18 protein-coding genes are annotated in these 18,912 nt (G+C 43.7%); 15 read left to right on the top strand and 3 right to left on the bottom strand.

The window, feature by feature from the left end:
* From IMZ31_RS20385 to murA, 4 genes are all read left to right on the top strand, one after another.
* Positions 1 to 1,644 (top strand): ATP-binding protein, encoded by a 1,644-nt coding sequence (locus IMZ31_RS20385; protein WP_207531370.1) that lies wholly within the window; start codon positions 1 to 3, stop codon positions 1,642 to 1,644.
* A 325-nt stretch (positions 1,645 to 1,969) separates the two neighbouring features.
* Positions 1,970 to 3,163, top strand: a complete 1,194-nt coding sequence (locus tag IMZ31_RS20380) for a metallophosphoesterase family protein (RefSeq protein WP_207531369.1) — start codon at positions 1,970 to 1,972, stop codon at positions 3,161 to 3,163.
* Positions 3,150 to 5,627 carry an AAA family ATPase gene (locus IMZ31_RS20375; protein WP_207531368.1) on the top strand — a complete coding sequence of 826 codons (2,478 nt, stop codon included), beginning with the start codon at positions 3,150 to 3,152 and terminating at the stop codon, positions 5,625 to 5,627. Before IMZ31_RS20380 ends, IMZ31_RS20375 begins: the two co-directional genes overlap by 14 nt.
* Positions 5,628 to 5,801: 174 nt before the next feature.
* The gene (gene murA, locus IMZ31_RS20370) at positions 5,802 to 7,055 is read left to right on the top strand and encodes a UDP-N-acetylglucosamine 1-carboxyvinyltransferase (protein ID WP_207531367.1); all 1,254 of its coding nucleotides are present in this window, start codon (positions 5,802 to 5,804) and stop codon (positions 7,053 to 7,055) included.
* A 33-nt stretch (positions 7,056 to 7,088) separates the two neighbouring features.
* Here murA and IMZ31_RS20365 read toward each other — a convergent pair whose 3' ends face one another.
* On the bottom strand, positions 7,089 to 7,385 hold the full coding sequence (locus IMZ31_RS20365; protein WP_207531366.1) for a hypothetical protein: 297 nt from the start codon (positions 7,383 to 7,385) through the stop codon (positions 7,089 to 7,091).
* Between the two features lie 87 nt (positions 7,386 to 7,472).
* On the opposite strand from IMZ31_RS20365, the gene IMZ31_RS20360 reads away from it, so the two are divergent.
* The gene (locus IMZ31_RS20360) at positions 7,473 to 8,027 is read left to right on the top strand and encodes a thymidine kinase (RefSeq protein ID WP_207531365.1); all 555 of its coding nucleotides are present in this window, start codon (positions 7,473 to 7,475) and stop codon (positions 8,025 to 8,027) included.
* A 25-nt stretch (positions 8,028 to 8,052) separates the two neighbouring features.
* Here the strand turns inward: IMZ31_RS20360 and IMZ31_RS20355 are convergent, their stop codons facing one another.
* Positions 8,053 to 8,655 (bottom strand): HD-GYP domain-containing protein, encoded by a 603-nt coding sequence (locus tag IMZ31_RS20355; RefSeq protein WP_207531364.1) that lies wholly within the window; start codon positions 8,653 to 8,655, stop codon positions 8,053 to 8,055.
* Between the two features lie 113 nt (positions 8,656 to 8,768).
* On the opposite strand from IMZ31_RS20355, the gene IMZ31_RS20350 reads away from it, so the two are divergent.
* Positions 8,769 to 10,721 carry an ATP-dependent helicase gene (locus tag IMZ31_RS20350; RefSeq protein ID WP_207531363.1) on the top strand — a complete coding sequence of 651 codons (1,953 nt, stop codon included), beginning with the start codon at positions 8,769 to 8,771 and terminating at the stop codon, positions 10,719 to 10,721.
* 31 nt (positions 10,722 to 10,752) lie between these two features.
* Here the strand turns inward: IMZ31_RS20350 and IMZ31_RS20345 are convergent, their stop codons facing one another.
* Complete coding sequence (locus tag IMZ31_RS20345) at positions 10,753 to 12,738, bottom strand: SF1B family DNA helicase RecD2 (RefSeq protein ID WP_207531362.1); 1,986 nt, start codon at positions 12,736 to 12,738, stop codon at positions 10,753 to 10,755.
* A 170-nt stretch (positions 12,739 to 12,908) separates the two neighbouring features.
* On the opposite strand from IMZ31_RS20345, the gene IMZ31_RS20340 reads away from it, so the two are divergent.
* From IMZ31_RS20340 to IMZ31_RS20300, 9 genes are all read left to right on the top strand, one after another.
* Positions 12,909 to 13,181: an HU family DNA-binding protein gene (locus IMZ31_RS20340; protein ID WP_207531361.1), complete on the top strand. Its 273-nt coding sequence runs from the start codon at positions 12,909 to 12,911 to the stop codon at positions 13,179 to 13,181.
* 120 nt (positions 13,182 to 13,301) lie between these two features.
* Complete coding sequence (locus IMZ31_RS20335; RefSeq protein ID WP_207531360.1) at positions 13,302 to 13,664, top strand: DUF3792 family protein; 363 nt, start codon at positions 13,302 to 13,304, stop codon at positions 13,662 to 13,664.
* 67 nt (positions 13,665 to 13,731) lie between these two features.
* Positions 13,732 to 14,784, top strand: coding sequence for a recombinase RecA (gene recA, locus IMZ31_RS20330; RefSeq protein WP_207531359.1), 1,053 nt, complete (start codon positions 13,732 to 13,734; stop codon positions 14,782 to 14,784).
* A gap of 119 nt (positions 14,785 to 14,903) precedes the next feature.
* Positions 14,904 to 15,143 (top strand): hypothetical protein, encoded by a 240-nt coding sequence (locus tag IMZ31_RS20325; protein ID WP_207531358.1) that lies wholly within the window; start codon positions 14,904 to 14,906, stop codon positions 15,141 to 15,143.
* Positions 15,144 to 15,287: 144 nt separating this feature from the next.
* Positions 15,288 to 15,677, top strand: coding sequence for a hypothetical protein (locus IMZ31_RS20320; protein WP_207531357.1), 390 nt, complete (start codon positions 15,288 to 15,290; stop codon positions 15,675 to 15,677).
* Positions 15,678 to 15,750: 73 nt separating this feature from the next.
* Positions 15,751 to 16,239 (top strand): hypothetical protein, encoded by a 489-nt coding sequence (locus IMZ31_RS20315; protein WP_207531356.1) that lies wholly within the window; start codon positions 15,751 to 15,753, stop codon positions 16,237 to 16,239.
* Positions 16,240 to 16,354: 115 nt separating this feature from the next.
* A complete protein-coding gene (locus IMZ31_RS20310; RefSeq protein WP_207531355.1) occupies positions 16,355 to 17,560 on the top strand; it encodes a sigma factor in 1,206 nt (401 codons plus the stop codon).
* Between the two features lie 2 nt (positions 17,561 to 17,562).
* Positions 17,563 to 18,036 (top strand): metal-binding protein, encoded by a 474-nt coding sequence (locus IMZ31_RS24795; protein WP_207531354.1) that lies wholly within the window; start codon positions 17,563 to 17,565, stop codon positions 18,034 to 18,036.
* A gap of 142 nt (positions 18,037 to 18,178) precedes the next feature.
* Positions 18,179 to 18,622, top strand: coding sequence for a hypothetical protein (locus IMZ31_RS20300; protein WP_207531353.1), 444 nt, complete (start codon positions 18,179 to 18,181; stop codon positions 18,620 to 18,622).
* The last annotated feature ends 290 nt before the right edge of the window (positions 18,623 to 18,912 follow it).

The raw sequence follows: 18,912 nt of genomic DNA, 5'->3' as shown, positions 1-18,912 counted from the left end.
TTGGAGATTCATGGATATATACATGGACGAAATCTCGGCGAAATTGTTTTTTCTTATGACTCTCTTCAGCCAGACGGAAGTCCGACAGACATTGAATTGGGTCAATTGTTAATGGTTCCTGACCAATCAGGGATGGGGGAATTTTTAGTACGGGTAACGGATATTGAGTTTGGGCAAACGGTTTGGGCTGAGGAAGTGGCCAGAAACCTGAAAGACCTGCGCTATCTAAACGTGAAAGACGAACACGAACATCCGACAGAGGTCTATCAGTCCGATCAAAAGAACCAATTGCTTTATCATGCCTTGTGTGAACCTTTAGGATACATATCTCCTGATCAGCACTTTCTTTCTGTTAAACGCCCACCTTCGTACTTCAGTCCTGTCAGGAAAATCAGTGCGGAGGATTTTGAAGGAGATTTCGGGGAAAAAGTCGGAGACCTCCCGCTTGGAAACTTACGAAGTGCCTCTTCTGAGATGAATGTTCGCGCTGGGTTGTTCAAAAAACTCCTCCCGTACCATGTTGGTCTTTTTGCTAAAACAGGAGGCGGAAAATCCAATGCCATGAAAGTCCTTCTCCGATCCATCATGGCGACAAGAGGGGAAGCAGGTGCGCTTATTTTTGATCCGCACGGCGAATACATACAAGATTTAAACCGTCATCCTCTTGCGAAAGAAACGCTCGTTTCGTTTGCGCAGGAAGCCAGAAACACAGCGAGGAAAATTCGTCTCTCTTACGAGGATATCTCCATTGAAGCCCTTTTGAATGTTCGGGACCAGCTGCACTGGAGTGACGCGCAGGAACGCCTGCTCCGTGAAGCTTCTTATGATCACGGGAGAGGCTGGCTTCAGGTGTTGACGGATACACCCGTTTCTGAGGAAGAGCGCAAAGGAGATCCGACGGACTTGTCCTTTCTTGAGGGGGACGGGGATGAGAAGACGCTTCAGCAATTATTTCCAGACTACAAAGATGACACGTTAAAAGCCACCCGTTCTAAGCTTCGGCAAGTGCTCGATGCCCCCTATATCGTACGAGACCGATCTGTCAGCAATGTGGAAGAGATTCTCACTCTCCTTGAACAGGGGAAAACGGTCCTTGTCGATATGGCGAGCTTAGTTGGTCTCCATGAGTTGCTGCTATCAACCGTTCTGGCAACGAAAGTCATGGGAAAACGGCGATTGGCGTATTCGAAAAATCGGGAACAGCTTATGCGGGAAGCGCCGTCTGTGTCCATCGTCATGGAAGAAGCTCAGCGCGTTCTCGGTAAACACACCAATCAGTCAAGCGTGTTCGCTCAGATTTGCAACGAAGGCCGCAAATTTAAGGTGGGCCTCATAGCCATTACCCAACAACCTAAACTGATGAACGAAATTCTGATGAGTCAATTCAATTCGCTCATCATCCTGGCGATAACGGATGAGGCGGATTTTAAAGTGCTTAACAGCATTGCTCAAAAACCGATTCACAAACTAAGCAGAGAAATCGGAGCCCTTATGCCAGGGCAGGCCATTATTACGAGTTCAGACGCTCCGTTTGCCGTACCTTTGAAAATTGATTTTTATGAGGATGTCATCAAACGAGATCAAAAGGAATACGAAGGAGACAGAAAAGCACCAGGGATCGATCGCTTCAAAGGATTTACATAACAAAACCACAGGCGATGGCCTGTGGTTTTGAAACGATTCCAGTGAAGTATGGCTACGCTTTTTTTACTTTAGGAGGGTTAGTAAGAAGTACAGAAGAGGTCTTTGCTGTGAACTTATGAAGATCCTGAACGATAATGAACGAACGTTTATTCATATAACATCATCCCTTCTTGTGGTGTTTACTTCATTGTATGTGGCAGGACGAACGGGTATACCGTATTTGTCAAAACTATTTTTTAATCATTTATCAACATGTTCAAATCGGATTTGCATATATTGGAATGATATAATGAAAACAAGAGATTTCCATGAAAGGAGCATGATAATGAAGAACGTTTTTCGATTTATTCACACAGGAGATTGGCATTTAGGGTATTCGGGAAATGCAAGCCGTTATAACGAATACGCTCCGCTTCGTATCGATAAAGAGGTTGATGGAATTAATATTCGTCAGCACGATATCGATCAAGCCATGAAACAAGTGATGGATCTGGCGATTGAACACGAGGTGGATGCAGTGTTAAATGCAGGAGACAGTTGGGACTTTTGGAAAGCAAACCCTTATGTATACAATCAGCATGCTAAAGAAGTCACTCGGCTCACCTCGCACGGCATTGATTATGTTGAAGTTGTAGGCAATCATGACTTGCCGAAGCAGATTGGGAAAGGGTGTCATCTGGAGTCGCTGGGGCTTCACCCTCGTGTATACACGTCTTACAGGGGATCTTATGAAGTTATCCGACTAGAAGAGCATAACGTAAGTATTCACTGTGCACCTTCTACCTTTTATCAGGAACACCTTGATGAAATGCTCCAACAGATCAGGAAAGAAGACGGGAAAATTAATATAGGTATGGGGCATTTCGGCGTAACATCGATTAGCCACTACGCTGAAAATGCGATCAATTCGCTTGTCGTAGATCTTGATTCCGTTATCAGGTGCGATATGAACTATTTTGCGTTAGGTGATTACCATGTTCCAACAGATTTTGGGCACAACATTTGTTACTCAGGACCGATCGAACGTCTTGGTTTTGGGGATGTGTCGATGAATCCTCAAGTCTGGCTTGTTGAAATCAACAAAGATACGCACGAGGTTCAGAAAAAAGCATTGCCTCTTAGGGTTCGTCCGATGTTTGACTTACCTGTTTTAAACGCGGAACACAAAAGCATAGAGGACATCAATCAAGAAATCGAAACCATTTTAACATCCAGGGATCTGACAGACGCGATTGTGCGGTTCCGCATTTCCAAACTACCGACCCATTTGAAGCATCTGATTGACGCTGATAAAATAGCTCGTCAGACAGAGAATGCCCTTCATTTTAAATTGGAATTAAAAGACAAAGTGAATCGAACCAAAGACTCCTATACGGCTGAGGATGTTCAGTTCGAAGGTGTTGTTGTAGGCTTTAAAACGTTTATGAAAACCGTTGAAGATGATGGTTCTTTTGACAAAGAAGATGTGTATAAGGAAGGAATCGAAGGATTGGAGGAAGCTCTCGATGCGCTTAATTAAAATGACCCTTCATAATTTCAGGCAATACAAACACCAGGAAATTTTGTTCCCTCCAGAAGGTCTGTTCGGAGTGATTGGAAAGAATGGGGCTGGGAAATCAACGCTTTTAAATGCAGTCGGATGGTGTTTATACGGGAAAATTAAAGGTGTTGTGAAGGACGATATCCCGAATACACCGACAGGTAAAAAAGAGCATACCTTTGTGGAGCTGTATTTTGAATACCAGGGAGAATTTTACGTTATTAAGCGGGACAATAAAAGGAGCGCCCGCCACTGTTATCTCTACAAAGGAAATGGCCACCCATTTGCAACAGGAACATCGAATCTGACGCAATATGTGGAAGAGAACCTTCTGAAAATGGATCATAATGCCTTTTGTAGTTGTTATTACGCGGAACAGGATGACTTTGATAACCTGGTCAAATTAAGCCCTGCTAAACGTGTTCAGACCGTATCCAAACTTTTGCAAATTGAAGCGATTGATGATGCAGCGGAAGCCAAACGAAAAAAATACCGCAAAATCAAGGATGAAACGGAAACGACGCGTGAAAAAATGAAAAAACAAGAGGCGTTGATGGAAGAAGAAAAACGCCTCAGAACGGTTCTTCGTGAATCGAAAGAGGCTCACGGAAAAGCCGTAAAAGAACACGAAAAAACAAAGGAACAGTACGAAACGCTTCTTGCTGAACAAAAGAAAAAAGACGAGGATTACGAAACGTACAGGGGATTAAAAACCATTCTTGAAACCACAGCACGTTCGATGGATACGATTGAAGAGCGCTCCCTTGTTCCCAACCAATCCCGACTCAAAAAACTTCAGGAAGCAAAAGAACGTTACGAGGAACTGAAAGGATGCAAGACACAATATGAAACCCTCCTTGAAGAAAAAGAGAAAATGGCCGACGCGAAGGCGTCTTTTTCGGAGAAAGAGCGTTTAGAGCGGGAGAAGGCGGAACTAGACAAGGAAAAAGAAAAGTTTTTGCAGGACAGCAAAGATCTGAAGGAAAAGATGAAACCTCTTCAACCCATCGAAAGCATATTGGTACAAGAGGAACGCAAGTTGAAAGAAGCTGAAACCACCTACCGCACCCTTTTGAATGAACATCAGGAACTTTCCTTTCACAAAAAAAACCTCGAAGAGAAAAAGAAAACAGCAGACGACGACCTTAAAAAGTTTAAAGACTTAGGGGAAGAAGCACCTTGTCCGATTTGTGAGCGTCCGCTTGGTACACACTACCATCAAAAAATAGACGATACAGAAATGGCCCAAAAGACAGTAGAACAGGATCAAAAAACCCTCGAAGAAAAGATGAACCACCTCATACAAAAAGGAAAAGAAGCGCGCAGCTTGTTTGAAAACCAGGAAAAAAAGGTGAAGAAACTGCAAGAGGCTCTACCTCTGAAACACAAGATGGAAGAACGGAGCCACCATTTAGAGCAATCCCTGGCGGCTGTAAACCTAAAGCAAAAACAAACAGAAGAAAAAACCAAGATGATCGGGCATGTGGAATTCAACGAAGAACGCTACCAGACGCTCATTCAAAAGATCACAAATGCTCAATCCCTTTACAACGAATTTATTCGCATCGAAAGCTCGATTGAGGACATCCCATCTCTTGTGGATAGCATTCAAAAGGATGAAGACGAAATGAAGCGGCTTCGGCAAGTGTTTGCTGTGAAAAACAAGGAAAAGGATGAACTGGCGTTTGACGAAGCAGGATACAAAACGTTGAAAACGTCTGTTCAAGAAGCGCAAGACGCATCCGCTGATACCAAAGATAGAGCCACACGTCTCACGTATGAAATCAAACAAACGGAACGAGATCTTCAACATGTGAACGAAAAGCTTAGTGAAATCTATAAGCTCAAGGAATCGCTCGTTCATCAGGAAAAGAAAATGACTACACTCTTAAAGTTAGACGAAATCTACAAACAATATAAAGCTGACATTCTCCGTAAGCTGTCTCCTGTTCTGTCTGAAATGATGAGTGCGGACATGGAAACAATGACACAGGGAAAATACGATCAGGTAGAGCTGGATGACAATTACGAAATCTCCATGTATCGAATGGGAGAAAAGAAGTCACTCCCGTTTTTCTCGGGTGGTGAGAAGAAACTGGCCGCCCTCTGTCAGCGCATTGCCATATCAAACCTTTTAGCCAGCCAAAAGGGGCAGAAAACGTTTGATATACTCGCTATGGATGAGGTGTTCGGATCCATGGATGAGGACCGTCAGGACAATGTCGTGGCTATGTTACGGAGCTTGAATCACAAGTTTAAACAAATTCTCGTCATCACTCACAGTTCTTATTTGAAAGAGTCTTTTGATCATGTCCTTCATATTCAGCAGGATGCCAAGGGGAATTCCGTTACGTCATGGCTGACTCCGTGGGACACAGCGGAATCAGAAGCCCTTTTAGAACACTTTGATGGATACGAACAACGAGACGAAGAAGCTTCATAAACCACAAAAAAGAGTCCCCAGGGCTCTTTTTTGTGGTTTCCTTTTTTTGAGAACCCTCTTATAATGTGGAGGAACTTATAAGGAATTACTGCGCTTATTGTGAATGAGGATAATGATAAGCCAATAAACAAGAGGGGGGAAGGTGCTTTCTCAAGAAGGACGCACCATACATATATGAGGTCAGAACAAGTCATTATTAACGGAGGCGTTCCGTTAAAGGGGAAGATTAGTATACAGGGGTCTAAAAACGCTTCTCTTCCTATTTTAGCTTCAACCGCGTTGTTTGAAGGGGAAGTTGTTCTTCACAACGTGCCTGATTTAGTGGACATTCGCGCGATGTTATCGATATTAGAATACCTCGGCGCGCGTTATACATTTGAAAAAGGGTGTGTGCGTCTCGATTGTAAAGGGATCCAAAACAAAGAAGTACCAGAAGAATATACGAACCGTTTACGAGCCAGTTCATTGTTATTAGGTCCATTACTGGGTCGATACAAAGAATGTCAGGTAGGTATGCCAGGTGGCTGTAAGATCGGGGTTCGCCCTCTTGATATCCATTTTAGCGGATTCAAGAAGCTCGGGGCTTTGGTTGACGGAGTAGAGAGCGGACTTGTTCACATCCGAGCGCAGGATCTTAAGGGAGAATTCACGCTCGATATGCCTTCAGTTGGTGCAACAGAAAATCTGATCATGGCTGCCGTTTTCGGAACAGAACGAGTGGTGCTTCGCAACTACGCAAAAGAACCAGAAGTCATGGACTTGATTCACTTTCTTCAATCTGGCGGTGCGAAAATTTCTTTTGAAGAAGATCACGGCGATCTTGTGATAGAAGGGGTCAAAACCCTTCACGGAACGACGTATCAGGTACAACCCGACCGCATCGAAGCAGGAACATACTGTTGTGCGGCTCTTGCGACGAAGGGGGATGTTACCCTTGCTGGTGTGAATCCGAAATCCTTATCAAGTCTCCTTGAGAAACTTCGTACAATGGGAGGAGGGGTAGACACGGGGGACGACTGGATTCGTGTGTATTACAGAGGGGACTTTATAGGAACCACGGTTAAAACAGCCGTGTATCCTGGATTTCCGACAGACCTGCAACCGCAAATCGGCGTACTGATGACACAGGCCAAAAGTGCGTCTCATTTAACGGAAGATGTATTTGACCATCGATTCCGTTACATTGACGAGCTTCTTCGCCTTAACGGAGAAGCGAAAGTGGAAGGAAGGACGGCTTACATTGAACCAAGCCACCTGTCAGGATGTCGCGTGGAAGGATACGACTTAAGGGGAACGGCATCTATGATTATGGCGGGACTCTGTTCAAGCGGTGTTACCCATGTATCAGGCCTGCGCCACCTTTACAGAGGATATGAAGCCTTCATCGAAAAACTTCAGCACCTTGGTGCAGATATTGCCTATCTATAAGATCCGAGAACCCATTGGGCTCTCGGATCTTTTTCAGTTCGTTTTATGGGAGAAATGAATGGTCAAGTTCTTTGATAAAATCTGACTCACACCCATATTGATAAGATTCCCTGCCGCCCAAAAAGCAAGAGACGAGACGCCTGCGATCCCGTAGTTAAGAGCCGAAATGAGGGCAAGAAGCAAAACCAATCCCGTTCCATAGCAGACAGACCGTGTAAAATCCCCGCTCTTTTTATCCTTATGCACCAAAAGGATTCCTGCAAAAAAGGGAGCCAATAGCAAAAACCCTCCTGCAAACAACATCCCTGCCACTCCTAGAAACTGTTCCAAATTGTCCACCTCCCCTTCTTTTTTTTTCAGACAAAAGGCTTTTCTCCTGCTGGAGAGAACGATAAAAAGAAAAGAGGAGGTGTTCTCATGATTGAATTGATAACAGGGTGTATGTATTCTGGGAAAACGGAACGATTCATTGAACGTGTGCATGAATTAAAGGGCGAAGGCAAACACATCCTTCAATTTAAACCTGTTCAGGATGATCGCTATGATAAGAATGACATCGTCTCTCACGACGGCAGAAGGATCAAGGGACTTGCGGTTGACGGGCCTGATGAATTAATGGAAATAGTGGAAGGAGAAGAACCAGATTGTGTTGCCATTGATGAAGTGCAATTCTTTGGCTGGGATTTCGTTCGAGTCGTGGAAACACTCGCTAATCAGGGGGTGCACGTTCTTTTGGCAGGCCTTGATCAGGATTTTACAGGGCGCTCATTTGGCATTATGCCTGACCTTATGGCCCAATCTGATGTCATGATTAAATTAAACGCAACCTGTGCACGATGCGGGGATCCAGCTTCTAAAAGCCAGCGACTTGTATATGGACGCCCAGCTGCCATCTATGATCCGATTGTTATTGTAAAAGAAGGCGTCACGTATGAGCCCCGTTGTCGGAAGCACCATGAGCTTGTTTCCTGAAAAAAACCTGAGGAAACAGGCTTTTTCATGCGGCGACGTTTTCTTCAAATAGAGCCGAAAACGTATCGACAAGATCTGGGTCAAACGACTTCCCTTTCTCCGACTGAATATAGGAAATAGCTTCCTTCTTTGGCCATGGACGTTTATAAGATCTTTCGGACAAAAGCGCATCATACACGTCCATAATCGATACCACCCTTGCTTCAAACGGAATTTCTTCGCCCGCCAGACCATTCGGATATCCAGAACCGTCCCATTTCTCATGGTGATAGAGAACGATGTTTTTAACAATTCGTTCTTCCTGCGGACGCAACCTCATCCATCCAGCTTCTTTCAACTGATCAAGTATATACAATCCTGTCATGGGGTGCGTTTTCATAATGATGCGTTCCATCTCTGTAAGAGGTCCTTTTTTGGAGAACAAGGAAAGAGGAACAGCGAGTTTTCCGATATCATGTAACGCGGATGCCGTTGAAATCAACTCCATTTCTCGTTTGGACACAACCAATTGGAAACGTTTATTATGGCAGGCAAGAAGACATTTGATGTGAGCTTCTATGCGTGTAACATGCTCTTTCGTTTCCCGATCCTGTAAAAGGCCCATTAACGTCTGAGTCACGTTTTTCACGCGAACACCTCCTTTATCTTTATTATTTTACCCTTTTTTATATTGTTCAGGGTATATAAAATGTCTTATTTTGCAAAACTAATAATAAAATAAAAGAGTAAGGAGGAGCTCTTATGTTAAATGATCGCCAAAAAGAAGCAGTGGCTCATAAAGACGGCCCTATGCTGATTTTAGCAGGAGCAGGAAGCGGGAAAACCAAAACGTTAACCCACCGCATGGAACACTTGCTTCAACAGGGAATTGACCCCTCCACCATTTTAGCTGTAACGTTTACGCAAAAAGCAGCAGAAGAAATGAGGGAAAGGGTCACGGCAACCGTTGGAGAAGAAGCAAGCGAAAAGCTGTGGGTGATGACGTTCCACGCATTATGTACACGTATCCTGAGGGAAGATATTTCTTTGTTGCCTCCTTTTACCGACCAATTTAATGTGCTTGAGACCCAGGACGCCAGAAAAGTCATGAAAGCCACGATCGAATCTCTCGGGCACGATCCAAAGTCGGTTACTCCGAGCGGGATGGGGTATTACGTATCCCTCTTAAAGAACGAGATGGTAGACCTTGAAACTTTCCAAAATTTCGAGCCTTCAAACGCCTATATTAACTGGCCCAAAACCCGTGAGATCATCCATCAAAAAATCCCCCCAGAAAAGAGAATCCTTATAGCAGATGTCTATAAAGCATATCAGGAAGAATTGGAGCGAAGGGATGCTGTTGATTTTGATGATTTGCTTATGCACACACTTCGTGCATTGCTTGAGAATCCTGAAACCCTGAGAAAGTGGCAGGAACGGTTTCTCTACGTCATGATTGATGAATACCAGGACACGAATCAGGTGCAGTACACGCTCACGAAATTATTGGCCTTGCCGCAAAACAACCTCGTGGTCGTCGGTGATGATGCTCAATCGATTTACGCATTCAGGGGAAGTGATATTCGGAACATCCTGCACTTTGATGATGATTTTCCAGAAGCGAAAGTGGTTAAATTAGAAGAAAACTACCGATGCGCTCCTGCTATCTTAAAAGCGGCCAATGAAGTCATTTCCCTTAATACCTCCCAACGTCCCAAACGTTTGTTTACAAGCAAAGAGGGCGGAGATTTATTAGGATATTATCATGCCCACAATGAACGGGATGAGGCCCGTTTTATCGTGCATGAAATCCAGAGAGAACTTGAAAAAGGGCGGTCGTACCGAGATTTTGCTATTTTATTCAGGACCAATCAGCAAGCTGAGGCCGTTACCACTGCTTTTATGAAAATGAGCCTTCCATTTCGGCTCGCTAATGCCGTCCCTCTTTTGGAACGAAATGAATTTAAAGATTTTCATTCGTATTTAAAACTGCTCCAAAACCCTGATCAATGGGGGAGCGTTTGTAAAATGTGCAACAAACCCAACCGCTTCATTCGAAACGAAACCTTAGAGACGATCTACATTCGTTCCTTACAACAGGAAAAACCGTGGTATGACGTTCTGGACCTTGAGAATGCGGAAGAACGGGTGTTGAAAAGTTGGGGAGACATTTTCTTATCCAAACAGAGCCGTATCGGAAAAGTTCCTCTGACTGTCATCATGGGGGAAGTGCTTCTTGATACAGGCTACCTTCAGGAGCTCTTTGACGGAATGGATGAGGGAGGAGAGGAATCCTATGTTTATGTATGTGAGTGCCTGAACCTCATTTTTTTACTGGAGACACGCAGTGAGAACCATCTTTATCCGAAAGAGATGCTTCACCATCTCAGAAGACGGGAATTACTCGAAGAAAAGCTCGATGAAAACGCCATTCAGGTTATGACGATTCACGCTGCGAAGGGGCTTGAATTTCCCGTTGTTTTTATCATTGGCTTAGAGGAAGGAATCTTTCCTCACTTAAAATCTTCAGAGGGAGATCCGTTAGAGGAAGAGAGACGTTTGTTTTACGTAGCTGTAACAAGAGCGAAGGAAAAGCTTCACTTATCTCACGTTTCCAAACGAACGGTTTGGGGACGGACAGAGGAAACAGAGCCAAGCCGATTCCTTAGCGAATTTTCAAGAGAACTAATCGACGGATCGTCTGTTTATATATAAAAAACTCAAGAGAGAAATCTCTTGAGTTTTTTTAGCTTATGAGCAAATCTTTAAGCGATGTGTAACGAGGCGGGACACTCTCAAGACGGACGGCTGATTCTAACGCGTCGCGCTGATAGATCATCCACAGGGTATCTTTTGTTCTTGTTATGGCGGTGTAGAGAAGGTTTTTTTGCAACATGTTGCTGTAACTATTGACGGTTGGAATAATAACGTACTTGTATTCCGATCCTTGGGATCGGTGGACGGTCACGGCATAGGCTAAATACAGCTTCCTGAAATCGTTTTTACTGTACCGTATAGGTTCTTCTTTGCCTTGGAAAAGAACGCTGATTTCGTATTCATGACAGCTTGTGACGATGCCCATGTCACCGTTGTACACATTTTTAGGTTTATCGTTTTGTGTTTGAATGACTTTATCCCCTTTTTTCAAGAGGAATGAACCAACACGAACTCCTTTTTCATCAGGATTTAAGGCTCGTTGCAGTCTGGCATTCAACCGATCAATTCCAACATCCCCGCCATACATAGGGACAAGAAGCTGGACATCATATAAATCTTCCTTCTTGTAAAGCTCAATGGCTCTTTCTAACGTGCGTTCGAACGCTTCTTCTTCTGTTTCTACTTCCACGTAATGAAGCTGTTCGTGCGGGAGAAAATCTGGTGCCTTTCCTTTATTCACGTTGTAAGCAAGTGAAATAATAGGAGACCCTGCTGCCTGACGGAAGATATCGGTCAGCTTTGTTACAGGGACCTGATCTGATTCAATTAAATCTTTCAGAATTTGACCAGGTCCAACAGAAGGAAGCTGGTCTACGTCTCCGACGAAAATAATCTTCATATCTGAAGGCGTGGCTTTCAAGAGAGCGAGAAGCAAAGGAGCATCAATCATAGATGATTCGTCGATTACGAGAACGGAACCCTCAATTGGATTTTCTTCATTTCGGTGAAAGATGGAACCGTTGTATTCTAAAATGCTGTGGCAGGTCGCCGCAGGAAGCCCTGTCGATTCATTGGCTCTCTTGGCGGCACGACCCGTCGGAGCAACCATGACAATGTCGTGTTCTGAGCCCAACAAATCCGTGATGCATTTACACACGGTGGTTTTCCCCACCCCTGGGCCTCCCGTTACAATACAAAACGATTGGGAAAGGGCCATCAAGACCGCTTTCTTTTGATTCGGAGCCAAAGAGAAACCTTGTTCCTGTTCCCACTTTTCAACACGCGAAATGTCCCCCTGAACCTCATCCTTATGGGCTGAAATGCGTTCTCGTATCTTATTGGCTATGGTCGTTTCTGTTTCGTAGTGTTCTTTTAAATAATAACGGTCATCCAGCTTTACAATTTGATCACGGGCTGAAAGGTGCTCAATGGAGAGGCCCGCTCGTTCTAGCTTTTTCTTGATTTCCTTTTGCGGCAAGAAGTAATGACCTTGCCCGTTGGCTTTTTTCAAGTAATGAATGGTCAGATAATACGCTTTTGAAGGAAGGTGAACAGGCAGAAGCAAATGGGTGATCAATCCCTCCACCTGCTCCAACGTAAGTTCTTTGAATTGAAGGAGCTGGTAGGCGTCCCTGTATAATCCGTCCCAATCGCGTTTAAACGTCTTCTCAATTTCTGCCAGTGTCTGATGACGGACCCCTTGTTGCTGAAGGAAATTGAGTAGTTTCCTGATTCGGACTAACTTTTTTAGATTTTTTTCAATGGAGTCGTTTCCTTTATTGTCTGTTAACAACTCAATGATTTCTTGATCCTCATGATGGTACGAGAGCTTAAGCCATTTGGCATACCAAAAATCTGTGTTGATTTCTCGGTAATAATGAGCAGAGAATACTTCTCCCCACTTAGGGGTTCTTGTATAGTCTCCGAACACATACAGTTCGTCTCCGACATAAATATCCTCAAAATCTCCCTGAATCATCCCTTCTTCTTCTTTTTCTGTGTCCCATGCTTTCAGCATAGATGCGCCTTTGTACACTTGTATTGCCCTTATTTTTTTCCTCTTCTTCTTTTGCAAGATGGTCACCTCTAGAAATTTTTTCTGCATTTAAAGGATTGTTCACTATAATATATAAATATACAACCGAAGAAGATTTATGAATTTCAGAGAGGAAACCTATTGAAATCCGCTTCTTCAGTGCTATACTTTACACGTATAGGATTTTCTATAATTTGGAGGGATAACCCATGAACAAAACAGATTTAATTCAAGCAGTATCAGAAAAAGCAGAATTATCAAAAAAAGACGCAGGTCTTGCCGTAGATGCTGTATTCGAAAGCATCACAAATAGCCTTAAAGACGGTGACAAAGTTCAATTAATCGGTTTCGGAAACTTTGAAGTTCGTGAGCGCTCTGCTCGTAAAGGACGTAACCCGCAAACGGGCAAAGAAATCGAAATCGCTGCATCTAAAGTTCCTGCTTTCAAACCAGGAAAAGCTCTAAAAGACTCTGTTAAGTAAGGGTTCCTCACAGACAGGATTCTTTATAAGAGCAGAAAGAAAAAACGTCCCCCTATGGGACGTTTTTTTTGTAGGGTTTCCTTCTGTTTTTCGTAACAGTACGAAAAGGAGGGAGTCGTTATGTTTGCAGCCCTGAACATTATTGCAAGAGGGATCATTCTCAACTTGTTTTTAAATATGCTGGCATTGTATGGACTGATTCACTACAATTTCAGCATGCACTACCAATCCTTTACGATTCTTTTGCTTATTCTGATGATGGTAGTCGCTTTTTTCTCGGGGTACTTTTCCAAGAAGCAAGGGAGCAACCCTAAATTAAACGGAGCTTTTATCGGGATAGGGAGCATTTATATGATTCTTTTGTTTTTGTATCAATCAAGAGACATGGATATAGCCACTAATCTCTACCTGGTCGTTCTGTGGATCCTGATCGGGTTTTTCTCAGGCTGGATCGGGAGCACGGTTCCAAATAAAAAAGCATAGCCCCTCTGTTCCTGCACCCCTCCTTTTGCTACACTGTGAGAAAGTTAAAGGGCAGGGGTAGAATATCATGACAGACGGGAAAAGACAGTCATTAGAGCAGGCGTTAAAAGCCATCGAAAAACAATTTGGGAAAGGATCGGTTATGAAGCTCGGAGAAGCCCAGCAGGTCATGAACGTATCGTCGCTGAGATCAGGGTCCCTGAGCTTAGATATCGCCTTAGGAATTGGTGGGTATCCAAAGGGGAGGATCATCGAAGTATTTGGTCCAGAATCTTCTGGTAAAACAACCGTGACCCTTCATGCGATTGCCTCCGCGCAAAAACACGGGGGGACAGCCGCATTCATTGATGCAGAGCACAGTTTGGATCCCGTGTATGCAAAAGCACTTGGAGTGGATACAGACAACCTTCTTGTATCCCAGCCGAGTACTGGAGAAGAAGCTCTTGAAATCGCGGAAGCCCTTGTACGGAGCGGAGCTGTTGATATCATTGTCATAGATTCCGTTGCTGCCCTTGTGCCAAGAGCGGAAATCGAGGGGGAAATGGGGGATGCTCACGTCGGCCTTCAAGCCCGCCTCATGAGTCAGGCCCTTCGGAAATTAGGAGGGATTATAAGCAAGTCGAAAACGACCGCTATTTTTGTGAATCAGGTCCGAGAGAAAATAGGTGTGATGTTTGGGAATCCTGAGGTAACAACTGGAGGAAGAGCGCTCAAGTTTTATAGCAGTGTACGGCTTGAAGTCAGGCGCGGGGAAGCCATCAAGAATGGAAGCGAAACGATTGGAAACCGCGCTAAAATCAAAATTGTCAAAAACAAAGTGGCTCCTCCTTTTAAGGTAGCGGAAGTGGACATCATGTACGGGAAAGGGATTTCGTATGAGGGAGAGCTGATTGATCTTGGCTCTGGGGGGAACGGTCTCGTTCATGATAATGGAGAACCGATTATAGAAAAGGCAGGTTCCTGGTATTCTTATGGGGGAGAACGACTCGGCCATGGGCGCGAAAATGCGAAAATTATGTTGAAAGAAAACACGGAGATAGCCTGTGATATAGAAAAACATATTCGGGACGCTCACGATCGTTTGACGGGAAGAGATTCTTTCCAGAAAAGAACAAACTAACCCTTGCATCACTTCCAAAAGTTGTGGTATAGTAAGACTATCATCTCGACAACGTTCGACACTTCCAATTATTCCCCCCGTACGATAAGGGAAGTGTCAGTATGATAGGAGGGTTATTCATGAAGAAAGAACGTTCCAAACCTGATACGCCATCAAACCCGATGCACTTTTTTGCGAACAAAGAAGCATTGACTGTATTTATCAGTGAAGAAGATCCTCTTGATGAATTCAAACCACAAAAACGAGAAATCCAGTGGAACGAAATGACTAGGTCCTGTTCCGCATGTGGCAAGGCCTTTACCGCTCAACATCCAGCGATCATGTATTGCGAAGAGCACCGTACTCAAGAAGAAATTTAAACAAAATATGCTAAAAAGGTCTATGGACATAGGCCTTTTTCTTGTACTTTTTCTCAAATTGTTCCTTTTTTGGCAAATTTCTCTTGTAAACGGTGTCAATTTTCACGTATAATAACCTCAGGAACTAATTGGGGGGATTACGACATGGAAGTTACGTTGATGAGCATTCTTCGTTCAAAAGAATGGGATGATAACCGTCTTCTTCAATTGAAGCGAGAACTATTGGAGTATAAGAGACAAGGGAAACTTTTTTTTACGGAAAATTTGCTTCACCTGCCAGAAAATCAGCCATTTCAACTCTACTACTACCAAATTCCTAACCACGCCACGGAAGTGAATGCATTCCCAGTACCGATCAATCAATTCAAACACTTTCATACCCTTACACACTCTCACCTCCACTCTTATAAATACCTCAAAGAGTTTTATGAATCGTACTATGACGACGCGTTTGATCAACATGCTTTCAATGAATACGATCTTCGTCCTTACATAGGCGATCAGTATGTTTGGTATTATAAGCACATTGGGTAACAAAGTTTGATCTGCTTTTCCTTGCCCTCTCTCTAATTTATGATAAACTCCCATAAATCAGGGGGTGTGACCGATGGATTTGCAAAATTTTTTAACGCAATTAAGCCAGGCTCATGAGGATAGCGATCGCACTGAAAAAACACAGAAAACGATCGAGCAACAATTGTTGAAGGAGGAAGGGCCACTCGTGCGTCGTTTCGCCGAACATTTGTTCCCGTTAGAAAAAACCATCACCGTCCACGGGGAAGACGCTGTGTTGATTTACGTATTTGATTCTAACGGAAAAACCATGATAAGCCCAGAGGTTTTCCTGTGTGAGAACGGGAATATTGTGTATGAAGTATACGATGAAGAAGGATACCGAAGGTTTCGTCCAACAGCTGACATACAAGAAAACTACGTGACCATCCCATTAGAAGAATTTTTGATGTATTGTCCTTTTTATGAAATCATAGCTTTTTTCCATGATCGTATTGATATCTTGTATAAGAATGCCGAGAGTTGGATCGAACGGAACGATAAGAGGAAACGTTGTATAGAAAAAATGCGAGAAATCCTATAAACGAGAAGCGAAAACACCATAATGTTTTCGCTTCTCGTTTTTTTTATTCTCAACCAGCCTCTACTTTTTCCAAAAAGCCCCTTCTATAATGAAAGAAATGTAAGGAGGGGTTCATATGAATGACCTTGACACCAATGAGGGCACTTTGATTCAGTCTATAAAAGGGGGAACGGATGAAGAACGGATGGACGTTTACCGTTCGTTTCGCGTTTTTCCATACGAAAACCCGCCCCGCACTGAAGAGGGAAACCCTAAAAGTGCTTATGGGGACACGTTCTTCGCCGATCTTTCTTCCCTGTCAGATGAAACCCTTTTGGCTTTATTTCATCACACCAATTGGGCGGCGCCGATCTACTGGTACCGTAAACGTCACCTGGGGAAACCACTTCCCATTCACGAGGACGACCTTTTCCCCCTGGTTCAAATGCTTTCTCCTAAAGCAACAAGAGCCTGGATCGACAGGAATATGAGCAAAAAAGCGCCCAAAGATGAAGCCCTTGTATTATTGGCGCAGCAAGGTGATGAGCATGCCCTTGAACTTCTTTGTGAGAGGTATGATAAGCACGTTAAAGAAACCATCCGCCGATTAAAGCGAAAAGGACTCTATTTTAGAGGCTGTGACAGTGATGATTTGATACAAGAAGGCGTCATTGGCTTATTTAAAGCAAAAGATGATTATAAAATTCAACGAAAGACGCGCTTTAAAGATTTTTCGAAATTCGTGATTGAAAAACATATCGGCACGCTCATAGGGAAGTCGACGAACCGAAAAAACGAGTCGTTAAACACCTCCCTTTCGTTTCATTCTCCTATCGGGAGTGACTCGGAAGTCACATTTGAACAAATGATGCAAAGCAAAAGCCGATCAACAGAAGACCTTGTCACGATTGGAGAAACGCATGACGATATGTTTGAAATCCTGACCAAACTCGAACAGAAAGTTCTCGACTACTATGTGGATGGGTATACATACGAGCAGATCGGATACATTTTGCTCCAACAAAACGAAGAAGAAGAGATCAATATTGGCACCCTTCCGATTCAGCGACTTGATTTTGATTCGTATATGACGGTAAAAGAAGACCCCTCCTTGTTGGAACGTTTTCTCTCTCATGCTGATGCAACGGAAGAAGAGTTCAGTTCGTTTCAGCTTCTGCTCGATAAAAAGCGGAAGGCCGTTGATAATACAATCCAACGCTTCAGGCACAAAGGGGACGTATACCTTGCGCAGCAGCTGGCGCAAGAAGATGGAGTTCCTTTTGATCAAGCCCTCGCCGTGGTTAAAAAATGGCGTAAGATGCGTCGGATTAAGGAACGGTAACCATGTCCTCAGGACGGCAGCACGAGAGAATAAACAAGGGGTTCCTATTTGTTGTCATCACCCTTTCCTTTCTCCTTTCTCTGTTCATTCATTACGGCACAGAGGGAGCAATCCTCGCAGGCTGTTTCATGTTCGGGTACGGGGCAGGGACCTATTACCTGTCTCCAGACCTTGATGTGAGAAGCCGTCCCTATAAACGATGGGGTCCTTTTCGTTTTATATGGATACCGTATCAAACCATGTTCACGCATCGTTCCTTCTGGACCCATGGCATTCTCCTGGGGGACCTGATCCGTTTTCTTTATCTATTGTTATGGCTATTCCCATTATGGGGGATGTTGGGGTTCCCGCTTCCAACCTCTTATAAAAGGGAAATCCTCGTGTTTTTTTCTGGAACCTCTCTCGCTTCTGTTGTTCACATCCTCACCGATCACAGTTCTTCATTCCTGAAGAAAAGGAAAAAACGGAGAAAATGAAACCCCAAATCGCACATTTTAATCTGTGCGTTTTTGAATGAAAAGGTAAGCGGCATGAAATTAACGAAGGTTTTTGGGAATTAATGTTAAAATATAAGGGTATATACGGTTCGGACCACACGAACAGAACAGGGGGTGGGACATGAATAAGAAATGGTTGTTCATCATAAGTGTTGTCATCATCTTTTTTGCTCTTAAGCATTTTCTTGATTATGGAGAAAAGGACTTAAACCGTGTCATCGGTTATGATCTATCCAAATTTGAGTCTTTGGTAGTCAACAAAACGACAGAGCAGTTTGAATGGAGAACGGATCAAACGGCACATGCAGAAACGTTACAGGAATTTCTGAGCAGCTACCGCGTCAAGAGAATGAAAGATTATGAGTGGGATAGTGATGTTTCAAAAGAAAAAGGGTTCACTCTTTCGATCACCTTAACAGACAAAGCGGTTCCCATAACCGCCGACATTTTCGAAAAGCGCATCCTTTTTTACAATGAAGGGAAGTATTATCAAGTCCTGAATTACCCAATCGATGTAGAGTGGGTCTACACGTATGTGACGGAACAAAAGCAAGAGAAAGAGTAACGCTTTTCTATAAACAAAAAACAGTTGTTACGGAAAGGGAGGGGTACCATTGCGTTCCATTAAATTGATGATAGTCGGTATAGCGTTCATGCTTGTCGCCCTCTATATCCCGCACGAACCTGCTTTTAGAACGGCTGGTTCGGAGCTTTATCTGCTCATTTTAGGGTTTGTTCTTGTGATCATTGGCTTTTTCATCAACTCAAAACCCAAGTGAAAAGATTCACCAGTTGCACGCCATTTATCGCTACTCGAAGGAGGTTTGATACTCTAAAACGGTTGTAGGGGGAGTT

The organism is Pontibacillus sp. ALD_SL1, assembly GCF_017355605.1.
This window is presented reverse-complemented; position numbering and strand designations above follow the sequence as displayed.

Excerpts from the sequence above, each read along its gene's own strand:
- IMZ31_RS20380 (WP_207531369.1), top strand. The coding sequence starts at position 1,970 with ATGAAGAACGTTTTTCGATTTATTCACACAGGAGATTGGCATTTAGGG.
- IMZ31_RS20375 (WP_207531368.1), top strand. The coding sequence starts at position 3,150 with ATGCGCTTAATTAAAATGACCCTTCATAATTTCAGGCAATACAAACAC.
- murA (WP_207531367.1), top strand. The coding sequence starts at position 5,802 with ATGAGGTCAGAACAAGTCATTATTAACGGAGGCGTTCCGTTAAAGGGG.
- IMZ31_RS20360 (WP_207531365.1), top strand. The coding sequence starts at position 7,473 with ATGATTGAATTGATAACAGGGTGTATGTATTCTGGGAAAACGGAACGA.
- IMZ31_RS20350 (WP_207531363.1), top strand. The coding sequence starts at position 8,769 with ATGTTAAATGATCGCCAAAAAGAAGCAGTGGCTCATAAAGACGGCCCT.
- IMZ31_RS20340 (WP_207531361.1), top strand. The coding sequence starts at position 12,909 with ATGAACAAAACAGATTTAATTCAAGCAGTATCAGAAAAAGCAGAATTA.
- IMZ31_RS20335 (WP_207531360.1), top strand. The coding sequence starts at position 13,302 with ATGTTTGCAGCCCTGAACATTATTGCAAGAGGGATCATTCTCAACTTG.
- recA (WP_207531359.1), top strand. The coding sequence starts at position 13,732 with ATGACAGACGGGAAAAGACAGTCATTAGAGCAGGCGTTAAAAGCCATC.
- IMZ31_RS20325 (WP_207531358.1), top strand. The coding sequence starts at position 14,904 with ATGAAGAAAGAACGTTCCAAACCTGATACGCCATCAAACCCGATGCAC.
- IMZ31_RS20320 (WP_207531357.1), top strand. The coding sequence starts at position 15,288 with ATGGAAGTTACGTTGATGAGCATTCTTCGTTCAAAAGAATGGGATGAT.
- IMZ31_RS20315 (WP_207531356.1), top strand. The coding sequence starts at position 15,751 with ATGGATTTGCAAAATTTTTTAACGCAATTAAGCCAGGCTCATGAGGAT.
- IMZ31_RS20310 (WP_207531355.1), top strand. The coding sequence starts at position 16,355 with ATGAATGACCTTGACACCAATGAGGGCACTTTGATTCAGTCTATAAAA.
- IMZ31_RS24795 (WP_207531354.1), top strand. The coding sequence starts at position 17,563 with ATGTCCTCAGGACGGCAGCACGAGAGAATAAACAAGGGGTTCCTATTT.
- IMZ31_RS20300 (WP_207531353.1), top strand. The coding sequence starts at position 18,179 with ATGAATAAGAAATGGTTGTTCATCATAAGTGTTGTCATCATCTTTTTT.